The sequence below is a fragment of the Pseudomonas sp. GL_093 genome, assembly GCF_057837605.1.
In genome coordinates this window covers 1,455,751-1,472,726 of record NZ_CM174448.1, presented here as the reverse complement: position 1 = coordinate 1,472,726, position 16,976 = coordinate 1,455,751, and the positions used below count along the sequence as shown (strand labels likewise).

Genomic DNA, 16,976 nt, shown 5'->3' with positions numbered 1-16,976 from the left:
GCGAACTTTTTCAGGAACTGCCGACGTGACCGACTCAACCACTGAAACCGATAGTCCGGCGCAAATCCGACGCACGGCGCTGTACCTGACACTGGCGCAAGTCCCGGAGGGCAAAGTCGTGAGTTACGGTCAACTCGCCGAGCTGGCGGGACTCGGTCGCGCCGCCCGCTTCGTCGGACGGACACTGAGCCAACTGCCGGGTGACAGCAAATTACCCTGGCACCGGGTGCTCGGCGCCGGCGGGCGTATCAGCCTGCCTGCAGGCAGCCCTTCGGGGGATGAACAACGCGCGCGTTTGCGCATGGAAGGCATCAGTATCCTGAACAATCGTGTTGATATTCAGCGCCATGGCTGGCGCCCGGTAGAGCACAGCGGTTAGAGTGCGCGCTTTGTTTCCGTATTTCTTGAGGCAGACTCCAGCCCATGCCCCGTAAAACCTGGCGCGCCGCGCTCGCCGCCTATGCCAGCCCCTCGACGCTTGTACTGTTGCTGCTTGGTTTCGCCGCCGGCCTGCCCTACATGCTGGTGTTTTCGACACTTTCGGTCTGGCTGCGCGAAGCCGGCGTGGCTCGCGAAACCATCGGCTATGCAAGCCTGATCGGCCTGGCCTACGCCTTTAAATGGGTCTGGTCACCGCTGCTCGACCAATGGCGCCTGCCTTTTCTCGGCAAGCTCGGTCGCCGACGTTCCTGGCTGGTGCTTTCCCAGGCACTGGTCATTCTCGGCCTGATCGGGATGGGTTTCTGCGACCCGCAAAAGCATTTGTCCTGGCTGATCGCCATTGCGGTGGTCGTTGCTTTCGCCTCGGCGACGCAAGACATCGCGGTCGACGCCTATCGCCTGGAAATCGCTGAAGACAGCCGTCAGGCCGCGCTCGCCGCCAGTTACATGTCCGGTTATCGGATCGCCGCGCTGCTGGCCACCGCCGGCGCCCTGTTCTTTGCTGAAGGCTTCGGTTCAACCGGTTTCAACTACAAGCATTCGGCATGGGCCGGCACCTACATCCTGTTCGGCGCCTTGATGGTTCCGGCACTGCTGACCTCCTTTTTCATGCGCGAACCGCCGGTGCCGCTGCGCACGCAGCTTCAGGCCGGGCGCTACAGCTTTGTGCATCAACTGGCCTCAGTGTTTGTGCTGATCGTGCTGCTGGTTTCCGTGCCGGCCATGTTCACCCAGCTGTACAACACCGATTTCGCCAGCGTGCTTTTCCAAGGCGTGAGCGTGCTCGACCTGCTGCTCGAAGACCGCGCGTTCCTGCGGGCGATCCTCTACACCACGCTCACCGCTCTGTGCTTGTCGGCCATTGGCCGCCGCGGCCTGGCGCCGGTGCTGACGCCGATCAACGACTTCATTCTGCGTTACCGCTGGCAAGCGTTCCTGCTGCTTGGGCTGATCGCCACCTATCGGATGTCCGATACGGTCATGGGCGTGATGGCCAACGTGTTCTACATCGACCAAGGCTTCACCAAGGATCAGATTGCCAGCGTCAGCAAGATCTTTGGCCTGATCATGACCCTGGTCGGCGCCGGCATGGGCGGCCTGCTGATCGTGCGCTTCGGCATCTTGCCGATTCTACTCATCGGCGGCATTGCATCAGCCGGCACCAACCTGCTGTTCCTGATGCTCGCCGACATGGGCGCCAACCTGAACATGCTGATCCTCACCATTTCCCTGGATAACTTCAGTTCGGGCCTGGCGACCTCGGCGTTTGTCGCCTACCTGTCGAGCCTGACCAACTTGAAGTTCTCCGCGACCCAGTACGCCCTGCTCAGCTCGATCATGCTCTTGCTGCCACGCCTGATCGGTGGCTACTCGGGGGTCATGGTGGAGAAATTCGGTTACCACAACTTCTTCCTCATCACCGCCCTGCTCGGCGTACCGACCCTGCTGTTGATCGCGCTGCACTGGTTCCAGGAGAGCCGCCGCGAAGGTCCGACGCCAACGCCGACACCAGAACCGGTTCCGACCCAGGTCGCGGAAGAATCGTAGGCTCTTTAGCAGGGCGCAGCGCAGAGGGCGCGGGGATTCCCGCCCTCCCGCCACACCCCGCCGACCGCACGCCTGTACGCCAGCAGATCTCGCCCGTACAATGCTCCGTCATTTCTCGTCATCAGCAACCGACAACGGCCAACCATGCGCACCAGTCAATTTTTGCTCGCCACACAGAAAGAAACGCCTTCCGACGCGGTCGTGATCAGCCATCAGCTGATGCTGCGCGCCGGCATGATCCGCAAACTCGCCTCGGGCCTGTACACCTGGCTGCCGATGGGCTTGCGAGTGATGCGCAAGGTCGAAGCCGTCGTTCGTGAAGAAATGAACGCCGCAGGCTCTCTTGAAGTGTTGATGCCGAGCACCCAACCGGCTGAGCTGTGGCAGGAATCCGGTCGTTGGGAAGAATACGGTCCTGAATTGCTGCGCTTCAAGGATCGCCACGGTCGCGATTTCTGCGCCGGCCCGACCCACGAAGAAGTCATCACTGACCTGATGCGCAACGAGTTGAGCAGCTACAAACAGCTGCCGATCAACCTGTATCAGATCCAGACCAAATTCCGTGACGAAATCCGTCCACGCTTCGGCTTGATGCGCGGTCGCGAATTCATCATGAAGGACGCCTACTCCTTCCACGCTGACCAGGCATCGCTGCAGGTCACCTATGACCGCATGCACCAGGCTTATTGCAACGTGTTCACCCGTCTGGGCCTGAAATTCCGCCCGGTTGAAGCCGACAACGGCTCGATCGGTGGTGCCGGCTCCCACGAGTTCCACGTGCTGGCCGAATCCGGCGAAGACGATATCGCCTTCAGCAACGGTTCCGACTACGCGGCGAACATCGAGAAAGCCGAAGCCGTGCCACGCGAGACCTCCCGCGCCGCACCTGCCGAAGAGCTGCGTCTGGTCGACACGCCGAACGCCAAGACCATTGCGCAACTGGTCGAAGGCTTCAACCTGCCGATTGAAAAGACCATCAAGACCCTCGTGGTTCACGCTGAAGAGAAAGGCAAGCTGATTGCCCTGATCATCCGTGGCGACCACGAACTGAACGAAATCAAGGCCGGCAACCAGCCTGGCGTTGCCAGCCCGCTGGTCATGGCCTCCGAAGCCGAACTGCGCGACGCCATTGGCGCCGGCGCCGGTTCCCTGGGCCCGTTGAACCTGCCGCTGCCAATCATCATCGACCGTTCCGTCGAGCTGATGAGCGACTTCGGCATCGGTGCCAACATCGATGACAAACACTATTTCGGCGTGAACTGGGAGCGTGATCTGCCGGTTCCGACCGTTGCCGACCTGCGTAACGTGGTCGCCGGCGACCCGAGCCCGGATGGCAAGGGCACCCTGGAAATCAAGCGCGGCATCGAAGTCGGGCACATCTTCCAGCTGGGCAACAAGTACAGCAAAGCGATGAAGTGCGAAGTGCTGGGCGAGAATGGCAAGCCAGTCACTCTGGAAATGGGTTGCTACGGCATCGGCGTTTCCCGCGTGGTGGCTGCGGCCATCGAGCAGAACAATGACGCCAACGGGATCATCTGGAGTGACACGCTGGCCCCGTTCCAGATCGCTCTGGTACCGCTGCGCTACGAAACCGAACAGGTTCGCGAAGCCACCGACAAGCTGTATGCAGAATTGACTGCCGCCGGCTTCGAAGTACTGCTGGACGACCGCGACAAGAAAACCAGCCCGGGCATCAAGTTCGCGGACATGGAGCTGATCGGCATTCCTCACCGGATCGTGGTCAGTGACCGCGGCCTCGCCGATGGCAATCTTGAATACAAGAGCCGCACCGAGCCCGAAGCGCAAGCGCTGCCGGTCGCAGACGTGCTGTCCTTCCTTCAGTCCCGTATCCGCCGCTGACACCAGATAGAGAAGTCATGTTCAAGCGAAACACCTTAGGCCTCGGTGGTGCCGCCCTGTGCGGCACCCTGCTGGTCAGCGGCTGTGCCAATCACATGTCACAACGCAGCGAGCACGAGGAACGTGTCGAGCGTAAATTGCTCGATCACAGCCTGCAGATTGATGTCGGCGAGCCAAAGGTGCTTGAGCTGCCGCAACGTCGGGTGAAGATCCACGAGCAGAAGACGTTCGAAGTCACCGAATTCGAAGTCACACGCCACTACGACCGCTACACGCCTTACCAACCCTGGCGGGAGGTTTACGAGATTCCGCTGGGTGCGGTGGCCGTAGTGGCCGGCGTCGGTGCGAACGTGGTCAACGTGTTCGCTCTTGGTAATCTGCCGGACAGCGTGACCAAGGATTGGCTGAGCTATGGTTTCGCCGGGCTCAACCCGTTCATGAACACGCAATCTCATGGTCGCGCGCAGCAGAACCTGGCGGGAATCGACGAGGTTCAGCTCGACAAGCGTACCGAGTACTCGAGCCTGCCATGGAGCGAGCGCCCGGTTGAGGTCAAGGCCGGCAAGGAAACGTTCGAGCTAAGCACCGACAAAAACGGTGTATTGCGCGTGAACCTGCTGGACAGCCCGTTCGCCGAACATGACATCAATCATTTGAGCCGGCTGCTGATCAGTGTCCAGGACGCTCAGGACAATGTGCACACCGATTCGTCCCTGGCGGTCAGTAGCTCCTTGCGTGGCAAGCTGCTCGAAGCTCACGGACTGATTTACGACGACCTCGAAGACGACGAAGTGAGCCAGTGGGTACACCGGGTCAAACGTTTGTCGGAACTGGGTCTGGAAGAAGAAGCCACTGAGCTGGAACAAAGCCTGATCGAACTGACGCGCAACGATCCCGAGTTGCAGACCGAATTCCTCAAGTCGTTGACCAAGAATGCCGGGCGACTGGTCGCGGATCCGGGACCGAATTAAAAGCTAAAAGCATCGTCGGAACGCCGCCCGGAGCCGGCTCGCTCCCACATTAGACCGCGTTCGTCTGAACAACTCGGTCAACTGTGGGAGCGAGCCTGCTCGCGATGAGGCCCTGACATTCACCGCAAACCTACCGTTCAAACAACTCCATCTGCTCAAACCCGCCCCGCAAATCCTCCAGCCTCACTCCAATCCCCAACAACCGCACCGGTTTCCCGCCGCGATTGAACGCCTGGGTCAGCAACAACTGATAGCTCCCCAAATCCCGCCCTGCCCCGGCCTGCTCCAGAGTGGTCTGGGTGAAGTCATGGAATTTCACTTTGACGAACGGCTTGCCCGGTCGATAGCTGCTGTCGATACGCGCCATCCGGCCGGCCAGGGTTTCCAGTAACTCGGGTAATTTATCGAGGCAGCTCACCAGGTCCGGCAGATCCACGTCGTAGGTGTTTTCGACACTGATCGACTGCCGACGACTGTCGTTGTGCACCAACCGGTCATCGATCCCACGGGCCAGGCTCCAGAGTCGCTCGCCGAAGCTGCCGAATTCGCGCACAAGCGCCAACTTGTCCCATTCGCGCAGATGCGAACAATCGACGATGCCAAGCCTGCCTAATTTGTCCGCGGTCACTTTGCCAACGCCGTGCAACTTGCTCACCGGCAAACCGCTGACAAAATCCTCGACCTGATCCGGCGTAATGACGAACAAGCCGTTGGGCTTCTTCCAGTCGCTGGCGATCTTGGCCAGAAACTTGTTTGGTGCAACGCCCGCCGAAACGGTGATGTGCAGTTGATTAGAGACGCGACGGCGAATGTCTTGGGCGATCCGCGTGGCGCTGCCGCCGAAATGCGCACTGTCGGACACGTCGAGGTAGGCCTCATCCAGGGAAAGCGGCTCGATCAAGTCGGTGTAATCGCGAAAGATCGTGTGAATTTCCTTGGAGGCTTCTCTATAGGCCTCCATGCGCGGCTTGACGATGGTCAGGTCCGGGCACAGCTTCAAGGCATGTCCGGAAGACATGGCCGAGCGCACCCCATAAGCCCGCGCTTCATAATTGCAGGTAGCGATCACGCCACGTCGATCCGCCGAACCACCCACCGCCAGGGGTTTACCGGCCAGGCGCGGGTCGTCACGCATCTCGATGGCGGCGTAGAAGCAGTCACAATCGACGTGGATGATTTTTCGCTGCGTCATATAAAGGCAGTGTTCATGGTGAAGAAATGGCGTATTGGCGAGTCAGATCGGCAGTATCTCACTGACACCTGTATATAGCACCAGTACTCCGAATGTTCTTTTCCACCCGTAGGAAAAGTGCCAGATGAATTTATTTTTTCAATCGAAAAGCCTCACTCGATAGAGCTGAAAGCCTTGCCACACCGACCTTACAGCCAATCACCCAGCCCTCTTTTCAAGCTAAGCGATTGAACGGGAAGAGGTTTTCTCTGGATTGAAGGTTGACAGCCCGCCGATCCTCTGTAGAATGCCGACACACAGACGCGGGATGGAGCAGTCTGGTAGCTCGTCGGGCTCATAACCCGAAGGTCGTCGGTTCAAATCCGGCTCCCGCAACCAAACATCGAAAAAGGCTACTCGAAAGAGTGGCCTTTTTTGTGCGCGTCTCTTTTGTAAACACGAGATAGAAAGAGCGGGTAACGACTGACACGCAGGATTGAAAAATCGTTCTGATTCAGAAACTTAAGTCTCCCCCACTACCGCTCGCCGCTCATTTACGCTTATTTGACCCTATTCAGGATTAACGGTAGACACTCCGGCGTTCACCTGTAGAATGCCCCCACACAGACGCGGGATGGAGCAGTCTGGTAGCTCGTCGGGCTCATAACCCGAAGGTCGTCGGTTCAAATCCGGCTCCCGCAACCAAACATCAAGAAAGGCTACTCGAAAGAGTGGCCTTTTTTGTGCGCGTCTCTTTTGTAAATATGAGCATGGAAACGAGCGGGTAACGGCTGACGGCGCAGAAACGAGAAATCGTTCCGATTCCGAAACTTAAGTCTCCCTCACGACCGTTCGCCGCTCATTCAGGCTTATATGACCCTATTCAGGATTAACGGTTGACACTCCGGCGTTCGCCTGTAGAATGCCGCCACACAGACGCGGGATGGAGCAGTCTGGTAGCTCGTCGGGCTCATAACCCGAAGGTCGTCGGTTCAAATCCGGCTCCCGCAACCAAACATCAAAAAAGGCTACTCGAAAGAGTGGCCTTTTTTGTATCTGTTGAAAAAGTCCTTTCGCAACAATGATCTGCCACCGTGTAGCGAGCCGTTCGGGTTCACCCATGCTCTGAACCCAGACTATGCTGAACCACAGACAGAACCCTCTACGACTGATGACGCACCCATCGCCGATACCCGGTGAGAGGCGTTAATATTTGTGATTATTTTTTTCTACAGGGATTGGTAACTTGGCTCGATACCCCCATCCTGTCGCGCACAATCCAAGAGGTGATTGATGCGCGCCAACTCGTCTGATCCACAAGACACCGTCACAGCGACACAACCGATCAAGTCCGGGCGTCTGCGCTTGCTTGATCGAATCAGCAAATACCGTCAGCCCATCGGCCTGGCAGTCACTTTGCTGTTGTTCGCTATCGCGCTGATTGCCTGTCGCCACCTGCTGAGCGAACTCGATCTGTACGCTCTGCACGACTCGATTCTCGACGTTCCGAAACCGGCATTGCTGGGCGCGTTGGGCGCGACCGTGGTCGGCTTCATTATCCTGCTGGGCTACGAATGGTCGGCCAGCCGCTACGCAGGCGTGACACTGGCGCCGCGAACCCTGGCACTGGGTGGGTTCACCGCATTCGCCATCGGCAATGCCATTGGCCTTTCGATGCTCTCGGGGGGCTCGGTTCGTTACCGTTTATATGCACGTCATGGTCTGGGCGCTTCTGAAGTCGCGCACATGACGCTGTTCGCCAGCCTCTCGCTCGGCTGCGCCCTGCCCCCTCTGGCCGCCCTCGCGACCCTCAGCAACCTGCCTGGCGCCTCTGCCGCCCTGGGTTTGTCCGAGGTATTGCTAGGGGCAATCGCCGCGGCCGTTTTGCTGCTCTTCAGCGTACTGGCCATCGGGATTTACCGCCGCCGTCTGCCAGAACAGCCTTATCCTGACAACCTGCTGGTCAAGGTCGGGCGCCGCACCTTGCGCCTGCCGGGCCGTCGCCTGACGTTCCTGCAACTGATCATCACGGCCCTGGACGTCGCCGCAGCAGCAACCGTGCTCTATCTGTTACTGCCTGAAGCACCGCCCTTCGGCGCGTTCCTGCTGGTGTACCTGCTGGCCCTGGCCGCCGGTGTGCTCAGCCATGTTCCCGGCGGGGTCGGGGTGTTCGAAGCGATTCTGCTGGCTGCCTTCTCCGACACACTCGGCGCCGCGCCACTCGCTGCCGCCCTGCTGCTCTATCGCCTGATCTACGTGGTGCTGCCGTTGCTGGTGGCCTGCGTATTCCTGCTGATCAACGAAGGTCAGCGCCTGTTTCAATCGCGTCAGTCCTTAAGGGTGGCGTCCGGCCTGGCCGCGCCGATTCTGGCGGTGCTGGTGTTTCTGTCCGGCGTGGTGCTGCTGTTCTCCGGTGCCACCCCGGAAATCGACACACGCCTGGAACACATCGGCTTTCTGATCCCGCATCGACTGGTCGACGCCTCGCACTTCGGTGCCAGCCTGATCGGTGTGCTTTGCTTGCTGCTGGCTCAAGGGCTGCGCCGCCGACTGTCGGCCGCCTGGATGCTGACCACCATCTTGTTGCTGGTCGCGGCCCTGCTCTCTCTGCTCAAGGGCTTCGACTGGGAAGAAGCCTGCTTGCTGACGCTGACCGCGAGCTTGCTGGGGGTTTTCCGCAGCTCGTTCTATCGCCCGAGCCGTCTGACCGAGGTGCCGTTCTCACCGCTGTATCTGGTGGCCAGCCTGTGCGTACTCGGTGCGTCGATCTGGCTGTTGCTGTTCGCCTATCAGGACGTCCCGTACAGCCATCAGCTCTGGTGGCAGTTCACCCTCGACGCCGATGCCCCGCGTGGCTTGCGCTCGCTGCTTGGCGCCGCCGTCCTGCTGGTGGTGGTGTCCCTGACCTGGCTGCTGCGCACCGCGCGCCCGGTGATCCATCTGCCAACGCCCGATGAACTGGACCGCGCGGTAAAGATCCTGATGGCCTCCGCCCAACCGGATGGCGGCCTCGCCCTGACCGGTGACAAGGCGCTGCTGTTTCACCCTAACGACCAGGCGTTCCTGATGTACGCACGCCGTGGTCGCAGCCTGGTGGCCTTGTATGACCCGATCGGCCCGACCCAGCAACGGGCGGAAATGATCTGGCAGTTCCGCGACCTTTGCGACATCCACCATGCCCGTCCTGTGTTCTATCAAGTGCGCGCCGAGAACCTGCCGTACTACATGGACATCGGCCTGACCGCGATCAAGCTCGGCGAAGAAGCCCGGGTCGATTTGCTTCGCTTTGATCTCGAGGCCAAAGGCAAAGAGATGAAAGACCTGCGCTACACCTGGAACCGTGGCACTCGCGATGGCCTGTCGCTGGAGATCTTTGATCCAGGACAAGCACCAATGGAAGAACTCAAGGTAATTTCCGATGCTTGGCTAACCGGCAAAAATGTGCGCGAGAAAGGTTTCTCCCTCGGCCGCTTCAGCGATGACTACCTCAAGCATTTCCGCGTCGCGGTGATTCGTTTCGAAGGGCGCCCGGTGGCATTCGCCAACCTGCTCGAGACTTATGGCCATGAACTGGCCAGCCTCGACCTGATGCGCGCGCACCCGGATGCCCCCAAGCTGACCATGGAGTTCATGATGGTCGGCCTGATTCAACATTATAAAAATCATGGATACGCGCGCTTCAGCCTGGGCATGGTGCCGTTGTCGGGGTTGCAACCCCGTCGTGGCGCACCACTGACCCAGCGTCTGGGCTCGATGGTTTTCCGCCGTGGTGAGCAGCTCTACAACTTCCAAGGCTTGCGCCGCTTCAAAGACAAATTCCAGCCTGACTGGGAACCCCGTTATATGGCCGTGCCCGCCGGACTCGATCCGCTGGTTGCCCTGGCCGACACTGCCGCCCTGATTGCGGGCGGCTTGACCGGATTGGTGAAACGCTGATGATTCAACGCTCCTTGCGGTACGTACTGGCCACACTGGTAGTGCTGGCCCTGATTCTCGGTGGCGGCTACTGGTACCTGAAACGCCCGGCACCGGAACCGACCCTCGAACAGCTGACGCCGGCCGATGGCGCCGCGATGACCCGCGTCATCCCCGGCAACACGCCACGCGCCCAGGTGCTGGTGGCGGTCAATGAAGAGCAGAAGCTCAGCAACAAACAGCTGATGACCCTGAGCCGCAGCGGCTCGGCGCAGATTGTTCAGGTGATCTTGCCCAAAGACTGCCTGCTGCAAAGTCGCGCCCTGCAATCAGCCCTGAGAGAACTCAAAGGCCCGGCGACCCTCGTCAGCGGCATCGGTCCTGGCGCCGTGCTGGCGTGGCGCTGGTTGTCCGAGCAGAAGAGCGACAAGGCTCAAGCTGTCTCGGTGGACCTGGCCCTGGAAAAACCCGGCTGTACTCACCTGCTACCGAAAAGCGCCGCTCACGGCCACTGGCTGGTGGCCTGGAACGACAACCCGGACGACACCAGCGCCGGTTTCGTACGCGACCAACCCAACGCCGAAACCAGCATCAGCGACTACGACATCAACCTGCCGCAAGTGCTGAACAACGAGCTGCGCAAGATCCTCGTTGGCGGCGATAAAGCCGCTGGCGGCCTGCAGATCCCGGTAGTCGAAGTGCCCGCCGGCCAAGCCAAGGACACCGTGACCCTGTTCCTGTCCGGTGACGGCGGTTGGCGCGACCTTGACCGTGACGTCGCGGGCGAGATGGCCAAGATCGGCTACCCGGTCGTCGGCATCGACACCCTGCGCTACTACTGGCAACACAAGAGCCCGGAGCAAAGCGCCCTGGACCTCGCCGAACTGATGCAGCACTACCGGCAGAAATGGGGCACCAAGCGCTTCATCCTGACCGGTTACTCGTTCGGCGCCGACGTCCTGCCCGCCATCTACAACCGCCTGGAGCCATCGGAACAGCAACGGGTCGACGCGATCATCCTGCTGGCCTTCGCCCGCACCGGCAGCTTCGAAATCGAAGTCGAAGGCTGGCTCGGCAACGCCGGCAAAGAAGCCGCCACCGGCCCGGAAATGGCCAAGCTGCCACCGGAGAAAGTGGTGTGCATCTACGGTGAAGAAGAAGTCGACGAGAGTGGCTGCACCGACAAGACTGCGGTGGGCGAAGCGATGAAATTGCCGGGTGGCCACCATTTCGACGAGAACTATCCGAAACTGGCGCAGCGGTTGGTGGATATCATCGAGAAGCGTCAAGCGAAGGAGACGGCGGCTCAAGAGTGATCTGAGTCCAGCCCACGAAAAAGCCCCCGCAGCCGTAAGGTTGCGGGGGCTTTTTTGGTTAGAGACGACGCTCTGCCGCGCCGTAGACCTCTTCGTCACGTCGAGCACCAACGGCAACGATCAATACCTGAATCGCCTTGCCATCGACTCGATAAACAATCCGCGTGTCGCCTGTCCGGATCCGTCTACAGCCTGCAAGACTGGCTCTTAGGGGCTTGCCGCTCTTGTCCGGTTCACCATTGATAATCCGCTCTTCGATGACATCAAGAATGCGGTTCGCCGCTACAGCTCCCAGCAGATCCAGATCCTTCTGAACCTCCGGATGATAGATAACGCCCCAAACCATCCACAGCTCCTTTAGTCTTTCCTGGCGTACCGCGCCCGCATATCGTCGTGGCTGACTGCCTTGTTCTGATCAAAACCGATCAGTCGCTCCCGAGCAGCTGCTTCAACCCTCAGATCCTCAAGTTCATCGAGCATTTCCTGATACGCATCGACATTGATAATGACCGCTGCTGGCTGATTGTCCTTGAAAATGACCAGCCGCTCGGTGGCTCGGCTGGAAATCTCTTTGAGCCTTGCGCTGAACCCCCTGACCATTGCAGTCACCGATATCGCTTGGTCAGCACGCTCCAGTAATGCCGTCATACTCACCTCTCTACACAATCATGCAAATTTGAACACACAGTTCTACGCAGAGTATTACGTCGAATTCGACATACAGCAAGCGGCAAAAAACGCGAATTGATCAACGTGCTTGTTTCACGCCTACAAAAATGAACCGGACAATTTGTAAATCCTCTCACCATGTTTAACTTCGTTTACTTAAGGTGTCGCAATATCGGATGACGCCCGCAGACCTTGTAGGCAAACTCCGAATCGTTCTTTTTGGGCACTTTGATGCCTTGTTGCGCTTTTCTTCGACGGGATACTCTCCGGACGTCGCTGACCATTCAGCGATCGGGTGTGGTAACCCGGCGAAACCAGCGCAACAGCGCCTTCATTCCGAACACAGGCATTTTTTATGTCTGCGATCTCATGTTATGGCGGCTGTGCGTGGGACGCCCTCGGGCGTGCCGGTTTCCTTGGTTCCCGGTTTACCACCCTGCGTACAGCTGCCTCCCTTTCGTGTGGTAACGGAAATGGCAGCTCCTCGAACCCAGGAATAAAACCATGACCAAAACAAATCCATCAGAACCTGACGAACTGAAAACCATCGGCCTCACCCCCTTAATCTACTGCTCAAACCGACCCCTGTTCCGTGTCAGTCGAGACGTCCCCCTCGGTGATGCGTTAGCCATGGCTTCTGATTTTCTGTTCCTTGCCAAAGAACTGACTAAAGATGCTGCCTACGCCCGCGACACCGACCGACACGCCTGGGCCGCGCATTACCTGACGGCAATGAGTAAGGCAGTGATTGATGATGCGGTGAAGGTACTGACGCCGCCACCTGCTCGGACAAAAGCCGAATCTAAAAAATAGCTGCCTAAGCGCAACTAATGGCGCCGAGACGGAATACGTGCAAACACCGCACATCCCCTGTGGGAGCGAGCTTGCTCGCGATAGCGGACATATAGCCACCATCAATGTCGACTGACAGATCGCCATCGCGAGCAAGCTCGCTCCCACAAGGGATCTTCATTGCCTTCAGGGAAATGCGCCGCCCACAAAAAAGCCCCCGCTACCGCAATGGCAGCGGGGGTTTTTTGATGTTGCTTACATCTCTACCTGCGTCCCCAACTCAATCACCCGATTCAACGGCAGATTGAAGAAGCGCAAATTGCCGTTGGCGTTCTGCAACATGAAGGCGAACAGCGCCTCACGCCAGCGGGCCATGCCTTCGAGTTTGGAAGCGATGACCGTCTCGCGGCTGAGGAAGTAGGTGGTGCGCATCGGGCTGAAATCCAGGTCATCGAGATGACACAGCTTCAGTGCTTGCGGCACGTCCGGCTCGTCGACGAAGCCAAAGTGCAGGATCACCCGGAAGAAACCTTCGCCGTAGGAATCGACCTCGAAACGCCGTGATGCCGGTACCCGCGGGATGTCTTCGTACACCACTGTCAGCAGCACCACTTGCTCGTGCAGCACCTGGTTATGCAGCAGGTTGTGCAACAGCGCGTGGGGCACGGCGTCCGGGCGCGCGGTCAGAAACACGGCAGTGCCCTGAACACGATGCGGCGGTTGCACGGCGATGCTGCTGATGAAGATCGGCAGCGGCAAGCCGCCCTCGTCGAGACGATCAACCAGCAATTGCTTGCCGCGTTTCCAGGTAGTCATCAGCACAAACAGCACGATACCGGCGATCACCGGGAACGCCCCGCCCTGAATGATTTTCGGCACGTTGGCAGCGAAGTACAGACCGTCTACCAACAGGAAACCGACCAACAACGGAACCGCGAGGACCGGAGGCCATTTCCATAGCAGCAAAATCACCGCCGCCACCAGAATGGTGGTCATCAGCATGGTGCCAGTCACCGCCACACCATAGGCCGAGGCCAGCGCGCCGGAGGACTCAAAGCCCAGCACCAACAGGATGACGCCGACCATCAGCGCCCAGTTCACCGCGCCAATGTAGATCTGGCCTTGTTCGGCGCTGGAAGTGTGCCGAATGTGCATGCGCGGAATGTAGCCGAGCTGGATCGCTTGGCGGGTGAGTGAGAACGCACCGGAAATCACCGCCTGGGAGGCAATCACCGTGGCCAGGGTCGACAACCCCACCAACGGAATCAGCGCCCAGCTCGGTGCCAGCAAGTAGAACGGGTTGCGAGCGGCTTCCGGATCACCGAGCAGCAGCGCACCCTGGCCGAAGTAGTTCAGCACCAGCGCCGGCAGCACAAGGATGAACCATGCGCGAGCGATCGGCTTGCGGCCGAAGTGACCCATGTCGGCGTACAGCGCTTCTGCACCGGTCAGTGCCAGCACCACCGCGCCGAGGATCGCCACGCCCATGCCCGGATGCTGGGTGAAGAAGCGCACGCCCCACACCGGGTTCAACGCTTTCAACACTTCCGGGTGCTGCATGATGCCGTAGACACCCAGAGCCCCCAACACCAGAAACCAAGTGACCATGATCGGCCCGAACAGAATGCCGATGCGCGCGGTACCGTGACTCTGAATCAGGAACAGCGCCACCAGCACGATCAACGACAGCGGCACCACCCAATGGTCGATGCCCTCGAATGCCAGCCCTAGGCCTTCAATTGCCGAGAGTACGGAAATCGCCGGCGTGATCATGCTGTCGCCGTAAAACAGCGCCGCACCAATCAGCCCGCAAACCACCAGCAAGGACCTCAACTTGGGATACCCCGCCGCCGCTCGCCGGGCCAATGCGGTCAAAGCCATGATCCCGCCTTCGCCCTGGTTGTCGGCGCGCAGTACGAACATCATGTACTTGATCGACACGACCCAGATCAGCGACCAGAAGATCAGCGCCAGAATCCCCAGCACGCCGTCATGATTGACGGGCACGCCATAGCCACCGGAAAACACTTCTTTGAGGGTGTACAGCGGGCTCGTGCCGATATCGCCATAAACCACCCCGACCGCCGCGACCAGCATGCCGATCGGCTTTGCCGCCGAATGCTCGGCACCCGCCGCCTGACTACTTGCCTGACCCATCCACCACTCCTACTACCCAGACCGGACTTCTTGGAAGAAGCACTATGCTTTGCCGTGCAGCATGCACCGTTTCACTTACTGTTACAGACGTTTTGTTGACTGTAAAAAATCGGTAAAGCGTAAAGGCGCGAAGCATAGCGCAGCACTCGTCGTATTTCCCTGCATAAAGCTGGTCAAGTGCGCCTCTCATCGCTAGAATTGCGCACTTTTTGATCAGAGGCGCAGAAAACGTCCTGTCTCGCGAATCACTGCTGCTTTTTGACGGCGCCTGTTGTCGCCATGCTGCGTTGCCGCTTCTCGCCATAGCAAGCTATGACTCGGCGCGGCGCCTTGCCTGGCAACAACAGTCACTCGTCAAAAAACAGCGTATTCACGAGATAGGACGTAAGCGCCCGTTTGTCGCCTTGCCGACTTCGGCTGGAGGCGTCACAAATACCGAGGTTAGACATGTCCACCACTCCTGCGCCGGCCAATCCAAAGGTTGGCTTCGTATCCCTGGGTTGCCCTAGCGACTCTTAATCTATACTTCTTCAAGGCTAGTGGATTGGGAGCCGCTCTCCGAAATCTGGGGGTCCTGAGACGCATATGCGCATATCAAGCTCAGAGCTCATTGTCTCTGTCCTCCACCTAAAAAATCGACTCTCGCCCGTTTTTTGTTATGCATTCACCATTTCTTCAGAAATGCCAAATTTGGCACGTACCTCCTCCTCAGCCTCGACCTCTCTTCAACCGATCATCGCCAAACGTATAGCTACCTGCGTTACGTGTAGACAATAGATACACGCCGTGGGATGATCTGTTTCGGGGAAGATCCCCATACTCAAAAACTCAAAACTCAAAACTCAAAACTCAAAACACTCAAAAACAGCCAGAGGTAATCAGCATGAGTCTTCCAACCAGCCGAGCGACAATCCAATGAACCTAAGGAGGTAAGCCACCAAATCACCAAGAACGACCACTGGAGAAAGACCAATGACCAGCTCTCTATTGCCTGCGATGTCCGCTGCAACGGAAAAAACCAAATCTGTCCCACTCAACATGCGGGTCGATTTTAAGAAACGAGACTTGATCGATGTGGCCGCAGCCATTTCGGGGAGTGATCGAACCAGCTTCATCCTGGATGCTGCTTGTAAAAAAGCAGAGGAAGTCATTCTGGATCAACGCTTGTTCGTCCTTGCTGACGATGACTTTGACGCTTTCGAGCAAGCCTTACAGAATAATCCCGTAAGGAGTAATACATGCGTCCAGAAGCTGCTGAACAGACCCTCTCGCTGGAGCTGAGTGCCCCGGTAAAGCTGAATGAAACCCACAACCTGGACCCCTTCGATTGTGGTGAGGAGTCGATCAACGAGTACTTGAAGAAAAAGGCAATCAAAGCTCAAGCTTCTAAGACCGCCACTGTGCTTGTCACTTGCATCAAAGGCACGAATACCGTCGTTGGCTATTACACATTGTCGAACGGGACGATAATGCGGGCAGACGTCGTACCCAAGAAAGCGCAGCGCAACTCGCCCCAACAGCACCCGATCACGGTCCTGGGTCGCATGGGGGTGTGTAAGACGCTCCAGGGTACTGGACTGTCGCTAGATCTGATCCAGGATGCCGTTCTTCGTGCGCTTGCCGCTTCTGAAGAAGTTGCATCAACTGCACTCGTAGTCCATCCGCTTAACGATCGGTTGGTGGGGCTTTACGAGAAGGCCGGATTTCTTCGCTGTCCGCAAATTTCCCCGATCACGATGATGCTTCCTTTCACCTGATTGGTACCGCACAACGACTGGCCGCACTCAACTGCGGCCGGTGAAATGCTCTTCCACATCCTCATTTTCATCTCCTGTGGCATTGATACAACGGGCGAGCCCGTAGTGCAGAGTGTTTGGCTAGGTTGTGAAAACGACTGATATCACGGAGAAGTCCGGCTGACATGGCTTGCAGTTGCTTGAAGCGCTTTACCGTTGAGCCGAACATCTCAACAGTTGTGACCATTCAAAATCTGAAAACCGCCAAAAACCCCCGCTTTCGCGTTTTTCACTCAATGAAATCAGGGGGCCAGCGTCGCCCCTTCCGTGACCGCCCCGCTTGCCGCGGTGCAATCTCGCTGCATTTCCTTTCAAAATTTTACATTCCTGGAAATAGCCG

13 protein-coding genes and 3 tRNA genes are annotated in these 16,976 nt (G+C 58.4%); 12 read left to right on the top strand and 4 right to left on the bottom strand.

Features of this window, described 5'->3' with window-relative positions:
* The first annotated feature begins 25 nt into the window (after positions 1–25).
* The 4 genes from AC3IUE_RS06620 to AC3IUE_RS06605 all read left to right on the top strand — a co-directional run bounded on the left by AC3IUE_RS06620 (position 26) and on the right by AC3IUE_RS06605 (position 4,820).
* Complete coding sequence (locus AC3IUE_RS06620) at positions 26–379, top strand: MGMT family protein (RefSeq protein WP_008153938.1); 354 nt, start codon at positions 26–28, stop codon at positions 377–379.
* A 44-nt stretch (positions 380–423) separates the two neighbouring features.
* Positions 424–1,989 (top strand): AmpG family muropeptide MFS transporter, encoded by a 1,566-nt coding sequence (locus AC3IUE_RS06615; protein WP_046046261.1) that lies wholly within the window; start codon positions 424–426, stop codon positions 1,987–1,989.
* A 144-nt stretch (positions 1,990–2,133) separates the two neighbouring features.
* Positions 2,134–3,849: a proline--tRNA ligase gene (locus AC3IUE_RS06610; RefSeq protein ID WP_056739243.1), complete on the top strand. Its 1,716-nt coding sequence runs from the start codon at positions 2,134–2,136 to the stop codon at positions 3,847–3,849.
* Positions 3,850–3,866: 17 nt separating this feature from the next.
* Positions 3,867–4,820 (top strand): hypothetical protein, encoded by a 954-nt coding sequence (locus AC3IUE_RS06605; protein ID WP_056739241.1) that lies wholly within the window; start codon positions 3,867–3,869, stop codon positions 4,818–4,820.
* 130 nt (positions 4,821–4,950) lie between these two features.
* Here AC3IUE_RS06605 and dinB read toward each other — a convergent pair whose 3' ends face one another.
* The gene (gene dinB / locus AC3IUE_RS06600) at positions 4,951–6,012 is read right to left on the bottom strand and encodes a DNA polymerase IV (protein ID WP_056739239.1); all 1,062 of its coding nucleotides are present in this window, start codon (positions 6,010–6,012) and stop codon (positions 4,951–4,953) included.
* 301 nt (positions 6,013–6,313) lie between these two features.
* Between dinB and AC3IUE_RS06595 the strand changes: the two genes are divergently transcribed.
* The 5 genes from AC3IUE_RS06595 (at position 6,314) to AC3IUE_RS06575 (ending at position 11,222) form a co-directional block, all read left to right on the top strand.
* Positions 6,314–6,390 (top strand) — tRNA-Met (locus tag AC3IUE_RS06595).
* Between the two features lie 229 nt (positions 6,391–6,619).
* Positions 6,620–6,696, top strand: a tRNA-Met gene (locus AC3IUE_RS06590).
* Between the two features lie 232 nt (positions 6,697–6,928).
* Positions 6,929–7,005: transfer RNA gene (locus tag AC3IUE_RS06585), tRNA-Met, on the top strand.
* Between the two features lie 279 nt (positions 7,006–7,284).
* Positions 7,285–9,927, top strand: a complete 2,643-nt coding sequence (mprF, locus tag AC3IUE_RS06580) for a bifunctional lysylphosphatidylglycerol flippase/synthetase MprF (RefSeq protein WP_056739237.1) — start codon at positions 7,285–7,287, stop codon at positions 9,925–9,927.
* Positions 9,927–11,222 (top strand): virulence factor family protein, encoded by a 1,296-nt coding sequence (locus tag AC3IUE_RS06575; protein ID WP_461997188.1) that lies wholly within the window; start codon positions 9,927–9,929, stop codon positions 11,220–11,222. Before mprF ends, AC3IUE_RS06575 begins: the two co-directional genes overlap by 1 nt.
* A 58-nt stretch (positions 11,223–11,280) precedes the next feature.
* Here the strand turns inward: AC3IUE_RS06575 and AC3IUE_RS06570 are convergent, their stop codons facing one another.
* Together AC3IUE_RS06570 and AC3IUE_RS06565 are read right to left on the bottom strand one after the other, a co-directional pair.
* Entirely contained in the window at positions 11,281–11,568 is a 288-nt protein-coding gene (locus AC3IUE_RS06570; RefSeq protein WP_111450975.1) for a type II toxin-antitoxin system RelE family toxin, read from the bottom strand.
* Between the two features lie 11 nt (positions 11,569–11,579).
* Positions 11,580–11,870, bottom strand: coding sequence for a Phd-YefM (locus AC3IUE_RS06565; RefSeq protein ID WP_056739231.1), 291 nt, complete (start codon positions 11,868–11,870; stop codon positions 11,580–11,582).
* 525 nt (positions 11,871–12,395) lie between these two features.
* Here AC3IUE_RS06565 and AC3IUE_RS06560 point away from each other — a divergent pair.
* Entirely contained in the window at positions 12,396–12,704 is a 309-nt protein-coding gene (locus AC3IUE_RS06560; protein WP_489266304.1) for a DUF3077 domain-containing protein, read from the top strand.
* Between the two features lie 234 nt (positions 12,705–12,938).
* Here the strand turns inward: AC3IUE_RS06560 and AC3IUE_RS06555 are convergent, their stop codons facing one another.
* Complete coding sequence (locus tag AC3IUE_RS06555) at positions 12,939–14,840, bottom strand: potassium transporter Kup (RefSeq protein ID WP_489266302.1); 1,902 nt, start codon at positions 14,838–14,840, stop codon at positions 12,939–12,941.
* Between the two features lie 972 nt (positions 14,841–15,812).
* On the opposite strand from AC3IUE_RS06555, the gene AC3IUE_RS06550 reads away from it, so the two are divergent.
* Entirely contained in the window at positions 15,813–16,121 is a 309-nt protein-coding gene (locus AC3IUE_RS06550) for a type II toxin-antitoxin system TacA family antitoxin (RefSeq protein WP_489266300.1), read from the top strand.
* Positions 16,079–16,597, top strand: coding sequence for an N-acetyltransferase (locus AC3IUE_RS06545; RefSeq protein ID WP_489266298.1), 519 nt, complete (start codon positions 16,079–16,081; stop codon positions 16,595–16,597). The genes AC3IUE_RS06550 and AC3IUE_RS06545 overlap by 43 nt, the downstream gene beginning before the upstream one ends.
* Positions 16,598–16,976 lie beyond the last annotated feature (379 nt).

Bases quoted from the DNA above. Each gene is read 5' to 3' on its own strand.
- mprF (WP_056739237.1), top strand. From the start codon at position 7,285: ATGCGCGCCAACTCGTCTGATCCACAAGACACCGTCACAGCGACACAA.
- AC3IUE_RS06545 (WP_489266298.1), top strand. From the start codon at position 16,079: ATGCGTCCAGAAGCTGCTGAACAGACCCTCTCGCTGGAGCTGAGTGCC.
- dinB (WP_056739239.1), bottom strand. From the start codon at position 6,012: ATGACGCAGCGAAAAATCATCCACGTCGATTGTGACTGCTTCTACGCC.
- AC3IUE_RS06560 (WP_489266304.1), top strand. From the start codon at position 12,396: ATGACCAAAACAAATCCATCAGAACCTGACGAACTGAAAACCATCGGC.
- AC3IUE_RS06550 (WP_489266300.1), top strand. From the start codon at position 15,813: ATGACCAGCTCTCTATTGCCTGCGATGTCCGCTGCAACGGAAAAAACC.
- AC3IUE_RS06565 (WP_056739231.1), bottom strand. From the start codon at position 11,870: ATGACGGCATTACTGGAGCGTGCTGACCAAGCGATATCGGTGACTGCA.
- AC3IUE_RS06575 (WP_461997188.1), top strand. From the start codon at position 9,927: ATGATTCAACGCTCCTTGCGGTACGTACTGGCCACACTGGTAGTGCTG.
- AC3IUE_RS06615 (WP_046046261.1), top strand. From the start codon at position 424: ATGCCCCGTAAAACCTGGCGCGCCGCGCTCGCCGCCTATGCCAGCCCC.
- AC3IUE_RS06605 (WP_056739241.1), top strand. From the start codon at position 3,867: ATGTTCAAGCGAAACACCTTAGGCCTCGGTGGTGCCGCCCTGTGCGGC.
- AC3IUE_RS06555 (WP_489266302.1), bottom strand. From the start codon at position 14,840: ATGGGTCAGGCAAGTAGTCAGGCGGCGGGTGCCGAGCATTCGGCGGCA.
- AC3IUE_RS06610 (WP_056739243.1), top strand. From the start codon at position 2,134: ATGCGCACCAGTCAATTTTTGCTCGCCACACAGAAAGAAACGCCTTCC.
- AC3IUE_RS06570 (WP_111450975.1), bottom strand. From the start codon at position 11,568: ATGGTTTGGGGCGTTATCTATCATCCGGAGGTTCAGAAGGATCTGGAT.